The sequence below is a fragment of the Candidatus Epulonipiscium viviparus genome (genome assembly GCF_030708075.1).
GTDB classification, from domain to species: domain Bacteria; phylum Bacillota; class Clostridia; order Lachnospirales; family Cellulosilyticaceae; genus Epulonipiscioides; species Epulonipiscioides viviparus.
Map to the genome: position 1 here is coordinate 327,979 of NZ_CP117982.1, position 13,066 is coordinate 341,044.

The window sequence follows — 13,066 nt, forward strand, 5'->3', positions numbered from 1 at the left end:
TTATATTCTTTAAATATTTAAATAAAATAACTTCCCTCAAGATATTTATAATATCAAAAGGAAAGCTACTGATTTTAATAATCTAAAATAATTTCACGAATCTCACCATTAGGAACTATTTCACCCAGTTCATCAGATCCTGACATATACTCCACTTTAGATGGACTAATAGCTCTAATAAATATAAATCCTTTATGATCAATATCCACCTCTTCTATTCTTAGAACAGCTTTTTTTGCCTTACTAATATTGAGAGTTTTACCTTTAAAAGCTGGGTAAATTGTATAGTATATTTCTGTTTCAAATGAAGTTGCCGGAATATACTTAATCCATTGACCATAAGGTGTATGAGGCGTAATTAATACTTGCAATTGGTTATTTGCATCACAATCTCCCACATAATATTGAAATTGGATGTGTCCATCTTCAGAAAGACTATAATCATTAACTAAAATTTTTCCTCCTTGACGTCCTTTTAAAACTCCAAAGGCAACACCCATAGCACCCATAGTTGCAAAATAGTTATTTTCTGTAATCGCAATACGTCTCTCTTTCATTTTATCTAAACTATTATTTGTACCAATATATGGGAATATTTCATACATGTTCTCGTTTAAAATTATTTTTTGAGGAGATACAGTTTCCTTTGTCGATGCCTTTTCTTCGGGCTCAATATTTATTTCTACAACAGATACCTCCGATTCAATTACTTCTTCTGTTTCTTCTGTTTCTTCTGTTTCTTCTGTTTCAGCTAATTTTGCAGCTTCCTCTGCAGCTAACTTGGCTTCCAGCTCTAATCTTTCTCTTTCTAACCTAGCTTCTTCACTAGCTATTTTGGCCTCTTCTCTAAGTTGTTCCATTTTCTTGTTATAAGTATCTAAAAGCTCTATATTCCATTCTATCACTGAATCTTTAGAAATTTTTTTACATAAATGCTCTACCATTAAGGACTTTGAAGAATTTCCAGCTAAAAATATATTAACTTTTTCTGGATAAACATTAAATTTATTACACGTATTTTTGATAAATTCAAAAAAATCTTTTAGTCCAGCATCAATACGCTCTTCTAAAATACCTAATAATTCACGTTTTTTTATTTTAAACTTAATTTTACGTTTAAAACCTTCCCTATCAAATAACATGACTTTCATCTTGGTGTTAATACGCGTCATATTTTCCCAAAGAGGTCTTAAAGCATCAATCATTATAACAGTATTCCGCTTTGCTTCTTCCGAGCTACTAATAAATGCGTCTTCACCTATAAATCTCTTGCCATCCTTAGGTCTGGTAAATTGAACACGCTTTTTTAACAGTGTTTTTTGATTTTGAACAAGTAATTCATAAGCCATTGCTTCTAATAAAATTTCACCACCTAAATATTTATTTCCTCTAGCTCCTAATTCATCCAACATATATGTATATCTTTTATCTTCTTCCGAAGGTTTATATGATCCAAATGCAAAATCTGTAGTGTACGCACCTATATCGAACACTCCATAAAATACAGATTCTTGAATATTAGGTTGAAAATTATATCCAGAAAGTGCAGTTAAAGCATATGCTGTCGCTTCATCAATTCCCAATTCTACACTAAATTTTTGCATCACTTCTTCATTTTCTAATATTGATACTGGTAAAGATTTTTTAATTCCGTTGGTAAAAGATTCTAATATTTTATCTACAACGTCTTTATTAAATGACTTCGTACATGCTAAAATATATTTAAGATGAATACCATTATTCATATTATTAATTAGTGAACCTAAATAATATGCATATACTTCTACTGGATTAAATTCATTTTCTGAAATTTCTAAAAATGGTGGTAAATCATATGTCTTTTTTACTTTATCTTTAATACGTAAATGTCCACTATTTCTACCCGCCCATGGTTTTATATCATACATAAAATTTGAAAATATCTGACTTGAAGCTCTCCAATATTCTGCTAATACAGTATGAGATGCTGCAACATCTGCCCACTTTGTAAGTGGTCTACCTATTAATGAGTTATAATCTTGCAAAAAATTTTCTAAATTTTTGAAATGTAAAATTGCTGGAATTTGAAAATCATTTCTATTAATTGGTTTTTGCAAATCTCTAGCACCTATTCGCAATGGTGAAATTAAAGAATTATCATCTAGCATTGCAACAGTAACATTTTTTGAACCAAAATTTATTCCTATGTAGCCTTCCTTAATATCTAAAACAGGGTCACGATAAAATGTTCCAGTGCATTCTCTAAAAGGTATATTTGTATTTTCCCAATGACCTCTATTAGGATCATTTAACATCTTTTTATCATACTTAACTTTTCCTAATCTAATTGTTTCGTAATTAATTAAAGTAGTACAATACTGTAATGCTTCTTTGGTGGGTTTAGCCGGTGCAGCTGATTTAGCTGGTGTAGTTGCCATAATAATTCCTCCTAATTTAAATTTAATTTTATTTTAGCCTATTTGGGAAAGTATGTCAAGATGAGGAATAAAGTATACTCTTTATCCCTCATTTGGTCTATTATATAAATTTTTTGACAAATTTCTCAATTCTTATTAAAGCTTCTTTAAGCTCAGCTACCGAATACGCATACGAACATCTAATATAACCATCACCTGATTTTCCAAATGCATCTCCAGGTACTACTGCCACTTTTTCTTCTTGAAGCAATTTTTCACAAAATTCCAAACTATTCATTCCTGTTTCTTTAATCGAAGGAAATACATAAAAAGCTCCTTTGGGTTCAAAGCAAGAAAGTCCCATCTTTCTAAATCCCTCTATCATTAACTTTCTCCGAACATCATATGACTCCTTCATATGCTCAATATCTTCATCGCCATCTTTTAAAGCCGCCATTGCCGCATATTGGCTCGTTGTTGGTGCACACATCAAAACATATTGATGCATCTTTGTCATGGCTCCAATAACAGCAGCTGGTCCTAAAGCATATCCTATTCTCCATCCTGTCATTGCATATGCTTTCGAAAGTCCACTCAGTATAACTGTTCGTTCATACATTCCTTCTACACTAGCAATCGAAACATGGCGTGTTCCATAAGTGAGTTCTGCATAGATTTCATCTGAAAGTACAATTAAATCATGTTTCTTAACGATCTTTGCAATAGCCTGCAACTCATCTTCTTCCATAATAGCACCTGTAGGATTATTAGGATATGGAAAAATTAAGATTTTAGATTTTTCAGTTATAGCCTCTTCTAATTCTTGTGCCGTCAGTTTAAATTCATTTTTTGCTTTTGTAGCAATAGGGACAGGCACTCCTCCAGCGAATACTGTACATGGCATATACGCAACAAATGATGGTTCTGGAATCAAAACTTCTTCTCCACCATTTAGTAACGTTCTTAGCGCAACGTCAATTCCTTCGCTACCTCCAACTGTAACAAGAATTTGATCAGCTTCATTATAAGATAAATCAAATTTACGTTTCATATATTTGCTAATTTCTTGTCGTAAAGGCAACATTCCAGCATTTGCAGAATACACAGTTTTACCCTGTTCTAAAGAATATATTGCTTCTTCTCTAATATGCCATGGGGTATCAAAGTCTGGCTCTCCAACCCCCAACGAAATTGCATTTCCCATTTCTGTTACAACATCAAAAAATTTTCGTATCCCAGAAGGAGGCATTGTTGCTACTCTAGTTGCTATTTTATCTGCTATATTCATGGAGACACCACCATTCGTTCATCTTTTTTGTGTTGTTCAAAAATAACGCCATGATCTTTATATCTCTTTAATACAAAATGCGTGCCAGTACTTAAAACTTCGTCCAGAGCAGATAATTTTTTACTCACAAACATAGCAACTTCTTTTAAACTCTTACCTTTAACAATTACAGTTAAATCAAATCCACCCGACATAAGATACAAAGCTTCTACTTCCTTAAACATATAAATTCGTTTAGCAATTTTATCAAAGCCTTCGCCTCGACTTGGAGCCACTTTTACTTCTATAAGAGCAGTTACATTATCAATCTCCGATACTTTGTCCCAATTTATAAGCATTTTATAGCCGCAAATAATTTTGTCCTCCTCAAGCTCTGCAGTCAATTTTTCGATAACTTCGACGGTAGAGTTTAACATTACTGCCAAATCTTGTGGAGAATATTTACAGTTTTCTTCTAGCAACTTCAAAATTCTAGTCTTCATATTATGTCTCCTTTAAAAAAAAAGAATAGCCACAATCGCGGCTATTCTCTTGAAGTAAATATTCTTATTACTTATTAAGATTAAAGAATGAGCAAAGACCGTGATATTCGGCAACATCACCAAGCTCTTCTTCAATTCTAAGAAGTTGGTTATATTTAGCAGTTCTATCTGAACGACAAGGAGCTCCAGTCTTAATTTGCCCAGCGTTAGATGCAACAACAATATCTGCAATAGTTGTATCTTCCGATTCACCTGATCTATGAGAAACAACAGCAGTATATCCTGCTCTATTTGCCATTTCAATTGCTTCGAAAGTTTCTGTTAAAGTACCGATTTGATTAACTTTAATTAAGATTGAATTACCAATACTTTTCTTAATTCCTTCTTTTAAGATGCTTGTATTTGTAACGAACAAATCATCCCCAACAAGTTGAACACGATCACCAATTCTGTCAGTAAGTTTTTTCCAACCATCCCAGTCTTTTTCGCCAACACCGTCTTCGATAGAAATAATCGGGAATTTATTTACAAGGTTTTCATAATAATCTACAAGTTCATCAGAAGTTCTAACCACTTCTTCGCCCTTCATTTTACTTTCACCTTTAAAGTAATACTTACCATCTGAATCATTGTAAAGCTCAGAAGCCGCCGCGTCCATTGCAATCTTAATATCTTCACCAGCTATATAGCCAGCTTTATTAACAGCTTCTACAATAAGTTCAAGTACTTCTTCAGAAGTTGCAAGGTCAGGAGCAAATCCACCTTCATCGCCTACACCAGTTGAAAGACCTTTACTTTGAAGAACTTTTTTAAGAACATGATAAACCTCAGCACACATTCTAAGTGCTTCTTTAAAGCAACTAGCCCCAACAGGCATAATCATAAATTCTTGTAAGTCAACAGTGTTATCTGCATGTTCTCCACCATTTAAAATATTCATCATTGGAACTGGAAGAACTTTCGCATTAAAACCACCAAGATATTGATATAATGGCATACTAAGCGCTTCAGCAGCAGCACGAGCCACAGCCATAGAAACTCCTAATATTGCATTTGCACCGAGTTTAGATTTGTCATCAGTTCCATCAAGTTTAATCATTTTTTTATCAATAGCAGCTTGATCTAAAACATTCAAACCAATAATTTCGTCCGCAATGATTTCATTAACATTCGCAACGGCTTTTTGAACGCCTTTTCCAAGATAACGACTAGAATCTCCATCACGAAGCTCAAGTGCCTCACGTTCACCAGTTGATGCTCCAGAAGGAACTATTGCACGACCAATATAATCTTGTGTACCATTACTAACAACAACTTCTACTTCTACAGTAGGATTTGCTCTAGAATCTAGTACCTCTCTTGCAAATACGTCTGAAATCTCTAAAAAACCTTTCATCAATATAACTCCCTTCAAATTAAAGAATTTACTTACAAATACTATTATAACTATTTTTACCAAAAAGTAAAGACACTAATCAAATTATTTTTATTGCCATTTTTTGCAAAATATGATATTGTAGACATGCACTAGATATTAAAAGAAGGAGTAAAATAAAATGGTAAAACAAAAAAAATTGTCATCTAAGATTAGAATGCGTGTAAATTATCTTATGATGACATTAATTACAATTAATGCTTTAACTAAAGTAGTAGACTTATCATCATTAACTCTTGAAAATGCGCATAACAATGTTAATCAAACTTTAAACACATCTCTGGCACAATTTGAAGGTTGGGTAGAAGAAAAAATTGCTTTTTTAAAAACTCTGTCACTAACTATTGAACATGACACAGACGGAATTGATTTTGAACTATTACAAAAGGAACTTGCTGCTTCAGAATCATTATTGTCCGATATAGACAGTGTTTATATCGGAACACCTAATCAGATATTTATTCATTCGGACTATTGGATACCTCCTGCAGATTATGACGCAACTGCTCGCGAATGGTACATACAAGCCTTAAAGACCAATGATTTTTATATGACCTCTCCTTATGTGGATGCTACAACCGGTCAGCTCGTCGTATCTTTATCAAAAAAATTAGTCGATTCCAATAACGTCTTCATAGGAGTAATTGGTATTGATATTCAATTAACTAAATTAGCTGAAATAGTAGACAACCTGTCTACATCAGATGGTTTGTATTCATTTATAGCAAATACTAACAACGATATTTTAATGCATTCGAATAAAGATCTACTACCACAACTCGACGGAACAATGTTTAATATGGAAACACCAGTAAGTGATTATGAGAATTTATTTAAAGATACCCCAGGAAATATTAGCACAAATATAACTACATCGGGTATTAATGTATATAGTGGATATTATAATATTCCGCACACTACTTGGAAGGTAGTTACAAATTTTCCTACCTACCATACTACTCAGGTTATTGTAACTGAAATAGCTGTCGCCATAGTAACTATTTTAGCTACTCTTGCCCTCAGTACCATTGTAGTTGCACGTTTTGTAAAAAAAGACATCTTGCCAATAAATCAAGTGGCAGAAGCATTAACTCAAATTAGCCAAGGTAATCTTAACGTCAATGTATCGGCTATCCCTAAAAATAGCAAAGAATTAGATACTCTTACCGGATCTTTAAATGTTGTTTCAATCAGTCTCAATAATTATATTAAAGAAATATCCAGTATTTTAGCAGATTATGCACATGGAGATTTTAGACCTACTCCAAAACAAAAATATATTGGAGACTTTGTTGCAATCAAAACATCATTAATTGATATTTCCAATAGTTTAAAAACTTTACTATCTGATACTACATTTTCTGCAAACGAAGTTAACGATGCCGCTACCAATATTTCTAGTTCTGCATCTGAATTAGCAAGTTTAACTACATCTCAATCAGATCTTTTAAATGTTTTTAGATCCAATATAGGTGATATAGTAGCTGAAATTATAGGCAACTTAGAACAAATTGATAATAGTTATAATAATATTTCTGAAATGGCTACAAAAGCTCACAATAGCAAAACTGTATCAAACGATATGGTTAACGCAATGCAACATATTAGCGAGTCTACCAATCAAATATTAGAAATTATTAATCAGGTTGAAAGTATTGCAAGCAAAACGAACCTTTTGGCACTCAATGCAAGTATTGAAGCCGCCAGAGCCGGAGAAGCTGGTCGAGGGTTTACGATAGTGGCAAATGAAATTAGATTACTTTCTGGAACAACATCAGAAATTGTTAAAACTATATACGATATTATTAGTATCAATTTAGAGAATGTAAAAAAAGGCGAAGAAATGGTGGCCTTGACGACAAATGTTTTGGATGACATAATACACTCGAGTACTTCTTCTGCTAAAATTTCCAAAAATATACGAGATCATGCATTAAGGCAACGTGAAGAACTTCACAAAATTGTAGATGATACAAATCACTTAGCTACAGATATTTCAAAAAATGCTGCAATTTCTCAAGAAAATGTTGCAATTAGTCAAGAGCTCGCATCTCAAGCAGAAGTATTAAAGTCTCAGATGGACAATTTCATTATTAGTTAAGGAGACAAAAAATGCAAGAACCTATTTTAGTCATTATGGCCGCTGGGATGGCCAGTCGCTTTGGATCATTAAAGCAAGTTGAACCCATTACAGATAACGGTGAATTTATCATAGACTTTTCTATCTATGATGCCATAAAAGCAGGATTTAAAAAAGTTGTGTTTATCATCAAAGCCGAAGACAAAGAAATTTTTCAAAATGCAATCGGAAAACGAATTGCTGGCAAAATAGAAGTTACTTATGTTTGTCAGGATATTAACAATATTCCAGATGGATATAATGTTCCCGCAAATAGAGTAAAACCTTGGGGAACCGGACATGCAATATTTTGCTGCAAAGATATTCTTGATGCTCCATTTGCAGTTATCAATGCTGATGATTTCTATGGTCGGGACGCATTTTATAGCATCTATAACTTTTTATTAAATGCCGATGAAAATACTTCTTATGCTATGATAGGCTATGTTTTAGAGAATACACTAAGCAAGAACGGAACTGTGACTAGAGGTGTTTGCGATGTACAAAATAGTTTTTTGATAAACATTCAAGAAAAACACAATGTTGAAAAAATTGGAGCTATCATTCGATGCAAAGAAAATAATCAGTTTATAAAACTTAAATCCAATGCCATAGTTTCTATGAACTTTTGGGGATTTACGCCAAAGATATTTGATGCGATAGAAACCGGATTTATGGAATTTTTAGAAATCAATTTGGAGTCTAATTCACTAAACTGCGAATTCATTTTAACTTTTGTAATTAGTCATATATTAAAGAGTGACCCAGAAGCTGTTGCGGTTATTGACTCAAAAGATAAATGGTTTGGAATAACATACAAAGAGGATAAACCAGCTCTTCTTGCTGCGATAAAATTTCTACAAGAACAGGGAGTTTATCCTCAAAATTTATGGAGCTGAAATCACGCCAACGATGGCGTCTTTTTTTGCCCAAATATCATCCTCTGCTGCATCTTGCCATCTAAATATTCCGTCCACTGCAGCTTTTTTTGTAATCACAGAAATTTGCTTTTTACCTAATAATTTTGTAACCTCATGAGTATATGAAAATAGAGCCTCTCCCACTTTTACTGTGGCCCCATCGGCAATAAGACTTTCGGGTACCAAAATATCGTTTACTGCTAAAAAAGTTTTTTCACCAGTTTTGGTTACATGAATGGTTGCTGGAGCTAGTACCAAACAATTTTTAAACTCTGTATCGATATGATTATTCAGCTGTAATCGTAAAATATCTCTAGCTGCCTCGTCATCTAGCAACAGCGTATCCATCTCATCATTAATCAACATTTTTGATAAATCCGTTAGTGAAATTGCTATGGATTCCATCTCTTCTTCTTCTGCAACAGAAACAATTCCATGATCCGTCAGCTGAAAAAAAGCCCCCTCAAAAGTATAGACCGCATCTTTATTTCGCTTTGCTATATATGCCCATATTGCTGATTTGAGATGCATTAGTGTCACCTGATTTGCCAACCTAAAGCGCTCACGATTTTTATACAAATATTCATATATAATAGGCTCATCATATAAAATTATTACGTCACTATCTTTGAATTTTTTACAGTTTAACGGATAATTCAAATAATCGATAAGCTCACTCATATCATGATAACAATATAATTCATAAAAATCACTTTTATTAAATGTTAAGGTTTTAAACTCACCCTGATAATAGTCACATACAAACGCGTTATGCTTGCTAATTGCAAATATAAAGGTATCCATAGGTTCTCCTAACTATATTTATTTAAAAGTATTGGTAATATTATCATGGTAATTAAATTTAGATGCTATTTCATCTGCAACTCTTTGCGCAAAAACATCCAGTGCAAATACTCCCTCTTCACCTTTTTGCCTACTTCTAACAGAAACAGTTTTGTTCTCCATTTCGTCTGCTCCCACAACTACAATATAAGGAACTCTTTCATTGCGAGCTTCACGAATCTTATACCCAATTTTTTCGGTCCTCTGATCAATCTCTACCAAAATTTTATTTTTACGAAGCGTTGCTGCAACTTCGGCCGCATAGTCTGCGTATTTGTCAGAAATAGGAAGTATTTTGACTGCAGTAGGGGCAAGCCACGTTGGAAATGCTCCTGCATATTTCTCGATTAACATAGCAAGCGTTCGCTCGTAGCATCCAAGAGATGAGCGATGAATAATATAAGGAAGCTTCTTTTCACCATCCGCATCAACGTAGGTCATATTAAATCTTTCCGCCAACGCAAAGTCAATTTGAACCGTGATAATTGTATCCTCTTTGCCATGAACATTTTTAAATTGTACATCGAGTTTAGGTCCATAAAATGCGGCCTCATTTTCAGCTTCTTTATAATCAATTTTCAGATGATCCAAAATGTTTTTCATAATAGTTTCAGTGGTTTCCCAAGCCTCTGGATTATCAATATATTTTTCCTTAAACTCAGGGCTCCATTTCGAAAATCTATACGAAATATCCTTATCGATTCCCAGCGTTTTCATGATATATTTGATCAAGTCGACCACATTTTTAAATTCTGTTTCCAGCTGATCTGGAGTACATACAATGTGTCCATCAGCAAGAGTAAATTGCCTTACTCTAATTAACCCATGCATCTCTCCTGAAGATTCGTTCCTAGCAAGTGTGGCTGTCTCCGCATATCTAATAGGCAAATCTCGGTAGCTATGCTGCTCTTGCTTATAAATCATAAATTGAAATGGGCAAGTCATAGGTCGCAAGGCAATAATTTCGTCATCCTTTTCTTCGTTTCCCATCACAAACATTCCATCCTTATAATGACTCCAATGCCCCGAAATTTTGTACAAATCATTTTTAGCCATATTCGGAGTTTTAGTCAGTAAATAGCCATTCTCCTCTTCCAAATCTTCAATCCATCGCTGCAGCGTTTGAATAACCTTTGCCCCTTTTGGCATAATCAATGGAAGTCCCTGACCCACAGTTTCATCTGTTGCAAACAACTTCAGTTCACGACCCAATTTATTATGATCACGTTTTTTGGCTTCTTCCACAGCTGCAAGGTATTCAGTTAACATAGCTTTTTTAGGGAAAGCAGTACCATAAATTCTATATAACATCTTATTTTTTTCATTGCCTCGCCAATACGCACCTGCGCAAGAGGTCAATTTAAACGCTTCTACTTGCTTGGTATTAGAAAGATGCGGTCCTGCGCACAGGTCTACAAAATCACCTTGCTTATAAAAAGTAATCTCGGCATCTGCAGGCAATTCATTGATTAACTCAATTTTATATGGCTCATCTTTCATCAGCTCCAATGCCTTGTCTTTAGGCAAAGCAAATTTTACAATCGGATGCTTAGCCTTAACGATTTTCTTCATCTCTGCTTCTATTTTGGCAAGCTCTTCATCGCTGAAATGTTTCTCCGCATCAAAATCATAATAAAACCCATTATCAATCGCAGGCCCAATAGCCAACGAAATGGTTGGATACAAATTTTTTACTGCATGTGCCAAAACATGTGAAGCTGTATGCCAAAATGTATGTTTGCTGTCTTCAAATGCTGCAACTGTTCCGTCTTCTAAATAAATATTCATAATATCTCCTTTTACAAAAGCTCTTCTATATAATAGAGCAAAATATAAACCTATTATAAGTTTGGCAAAATTTAATGTCAAGCCTCCAAAAACGATCAAAAAAAATCCTCTTTGTTAGAGAGGATTAAAAAATATTAATAAGTTATATAGTTAGCCGGATTTTGGCGTACACCATTTTTACGAATCTCGAAGTGAATGTGATTTCCAGTAGAATCTCCAGTAGAGCCAACTTCTGCAATGTGTTGTCCCTTACTTACTTTATCCCCTACTTTTACGTAATTTCGAGAGTTGTGTGCATAATAGGTTTCATATCCATTACCATGATCAATTATTACCAGGTTGCCATACCCGCCATAGTTGTATGTTGAGTATGTAACAGTTCCGCTAGCTGCTGCATATATGTTAGTTCCAGCAACGGCTGCAAAGTCGATTCCGCCATGGAAAGTCCCCCATCTAGGTCCATATGCCGAAGACATCCAACCTTCACCATTCAATGGATGCATAAACATGCTCTTGCTAGATGATACGACATTTGAATCTGTTCCCGCGGTAGCTGTTTTGGTTCCATATTCAATCACAGTCTTTACTTCATTATATAGAATCTTTTCGTCAATAATACTTCTGCCAACTTCTTTTCCATTCACTTTAATGATTTCAACATAAATTTCTTTGACCCCATCTTTTCCTTGCTTAATAATTTTTTCTTCACCTTTTAGCATATTCGAGTTTGCTTTATACTCAATCTCAGCCGGAATTTTTTCAATAAAAGTGGCCTTTTCGATCAGCTGAGTTTCCAACTTTGGAGCCGATTTAGACACTGTAATTGTTTCGCCAACCTTTATTTGATTCGCATTTTTAATTTGAGGATTTAATGCTAATAGATTATTTGTTGTAGTATCATATTGCCTCGCGATATTGGATAATGTATCCCCACTTTTAAGAGTATAATTGATCGCATCAAAATTATCAGCTAATAGCGCATCTACAACAGTTTCCGGGTTAATTGATTCCTTTTTGGCATATAAAATTCGACCGCCAATTTCTTGAGTAATCTCTAAACTTTCGGCCACTATTGCTGCAGGTTTATCTGAATAAATGTCAACTTCTTCGGACAAAGTCTTAATCTTTTCGTCTGTTAAGGTAATAGGTTTTTCGGTATTTTTGATAGTGTTATTGGTAATCGAAAATTGGTCTGTTACAGCTTCTTTAGTAGAGATTCCGGCACCGATAGTAATAGGCACTACTCCGGCAATAGCAGGGGTCATTGCAGCTTTTGGTGAAATTGCGACACTTGTATCGTTTGATAATGTATGCATATATCCGCTAGCCACTTCTGATAGTAACTCCAAAGCTTCTTGCTCATCATTTACAATTCCCACAACTTTGCCATCTATTGTCAATTCATATGCTTCCACCAAATAATCAACTTTTGAACTCAAAATATCAATCAATTTATCCTGAGTTAATAAGTTTTGATTACTATCTGCTACTTTTTTGGTATCAAACTTATTTTGAATCTGAATACTTCTACCTTCTTTTTCTTCAAGGTTATTTTCCATTTCTAAAAATGCTTCATATGCATCTGATTCATTCTTCACTATTCCAACTAACTCGTTATCAAAAAATACTTGGTAAGAACTTTCTGCTGCATAAACTTGAACGCCATGACCTCCCATAAAAGCAGCTTCAAACAAAAGTACCATTAGCATCATTTTACTGATTTTGTTTGTATTCATGTTCTTATCATTGTTCGTTCTTAATAACTTCATAACCTTTAACCTCCAAACCACTCCTT

General features: G+C 34.0%; 9 protein-coding genes. 2 read left to right on the forward strand and 7 right to left on the reverse strand.

The genetic code is table 11. The features are described 5' to 3' along the window. Nucleotides 1-74: 74 nt before the first annotated feature. From PCY70_RS01085 to eno, 4 genes are all read right to left on the reverse strand, one after another. Nucleotides 75-2,417, reverse strand: coding sequence for a hypothetical protein (locus PCY70_RS01085; RefSeq protein WP_305768109.1), 2,343 nt, complete (start codon nt 2,415-2,417; stop codon nt 75-77). Between the two features lie 100 nt (nt 2,418-2,517). Next, entirely contained in the window at nt 2,518-3,684 is a 1,167-nt protein-coding gene (locus tag PCY70_RS01090; RefSeq protein WP_305768110.1) for an aminotransferase class I/II-fold pyridoxal phosphate-dependent enzyme, read from the reverse strand. Then, nucleotides 3,681-4,166 (reverse strand): Lrp/AsnC family transcriptional regulator, encoded by a 486-nt coding sequence (locus PCY70_RS01095; protein ID WP_305768111.1) that lies wholly within the window; start codon nt 4,164-4,166, stop codon nt 3,681-3,683. Before PCY70_RS01095 ends, PCY70_RS01090 begins: the two co-directional genes overlap by 4 nt. Before the next feature lie 67 nt (nt 4,167-4,233). Further along, nucleotides 4,234-5,562: a phosphopyruvate hydratase gene (eno, locus tag PCY70_RS01100; protein ID WP_305768112.1), complete on the reverse strand. Its 1,329-nt coding sequence runs from the start codon at nt 5,560-5,562 to the stop codon at nt 4,234-4,236. Nucleotides 5,563-5,722: 160 nt separating this feature from the next. On the opposite strand from eno, the gene PCY70_RS01105 reads away from it, so the two are divergent. Both PCY70_RS01105 and PCY70_RS01110 read left to right on the forward strand, forming a co-directional pair. Next, nucleotides 5,723-7,702, forward strand: a complete 1,980-nt coding sequence (locus PCY70_RS01105; RefSeq protein ID WP_305768113.1) for a methyl-accepting chemotaxis protein — start codon at nt 5,723-5,725, stop codon at nt 7,700-7,702. An 11-nt stretch (nt 7,703-7,713) separates the two neighbouring features. After that, nucleotides 7,714-8,619, forward strand: coding sequence for a sugar phosphate nucleotidyltransferase (locus tag PCY70_RS01110; RefSeq protein WP_305768114.1), 906 nt, complete (start codon nt 7,714-7,716; stop codon nt 8,617-8,619). Here PCY70_RS01110 and PCY70_RS01115 read toward each other — a convergent pair. The 3 genes from PCY70_RS01115 to PCY70_RS01125 all read right to left on the reverse strand — a co-directional run bounded on the left by PCY70_RS01115 (nt 8,608) and on the right by PCY70_RS01125 (nt 13,040). Next, nucleotides 8,608-9,444 carry a hypothetical protein gene (locus tag PCY70_RS01115; protein ID WP_010167636.1) on the reverse strand — a complete coding sequence of 279 codons (837 nt, stop codon included), beginning with the start codon at nt 9,442-9,444 and terminating at the stop codon, nt 8,608-8,610. The two genes, PCY70_RS01110 and PCY70_RS01115, sit on opposite strands and share 12 nt — an antisense overlap. Nucleotides 9,445-9,462: 18 nt before the next feature. After that, complete coding sequence (gene thrS, locus PCY70_RS01120; RefSeq protein WP_156778407.1) at nt 9,463-11,271, reverse strand: threonine--tRNA ligase; 1,809 nt, start codon at nt 11,269-11,271, stop codon at nt 9,463-9,465. Between the two features lie 134 nt (nt 11,272-11,405). Continuing rightward, entirely contained in the window at nt 11,406-13,040 is a 1,635-nt protein-coding gene (locus PCY70_RS01125; RefSeq protein WP_305768115.1) for a M23 family metallopeptidase, read from the reverse strand. Between the last annotated feature and the right edge of the window lie 26 nt (nt 13,041-13,066).

Bases quoted from the DNA above. Each gene is read 5' to 3' on its own strand.
- PCY70_RS01085 (WP_305768109.1), bottom strand. From the start codon at position 2,417: ATGGCAACTACACCAGCTAAATCAGCTGCACCGGCTAAACCCACCAAA.
- PCY70_RS01125 (WP_305768115.1), bottom strand. From the start codon at position 13,040: ATGAAGTTATTAAGAACGAACAATGATAAGAACATGAATACAAACAAA.
- eno (WP_305768112.1), bottom strand. From the start codon at position 5,562: ATGAAAGGTTTTTTAGAGATTTCAGACGTATTTGCAAGAGAGGTACTA.
- PCY70_RS01105 (WP_305768113.1), top strand. From the start codon at position 5,723: ATGGTAAAACAAAAAAAATTGTCATCTAAGATTAGAATGCGTGTAAAT.
- PCY70_RS01115 (WP_010167636.1), bottom strand. From the start codon at position 9,444: ATGGATACCTTTATATTTGCAATTAGCAAGCATAACGCGTTTGTATGT.
- PCY70_RS01090 (WP_305768110.1), bottom strand. From the start codon at position 3,684: ATGAATATAGCAGATAAAATAGCAACTAGAGTAGCAACAATGCCTCCT.
- PCY70_RS01110 (WP_305768114.1), top strand. From the start codon at position 7,714: ATGCAAGAACCTATTTTAGTCATTATGGCCGCTGGGATGGCCAGTCGC.
- thrS (WP_156778407.1), bottom strand. From the start codon at position 11,271: ATGAATATTTATTTAGAAGACGGAACAGTTGCAGCATTTGAAGACAGC.
- PCY70_RS01095 (WP_305768111.1), bottom strand. From the start codon at position 4,166: ATGAAGACTAGAATTTTGAAGTTGCTAGAAGAAAACTGTAAATATTCT.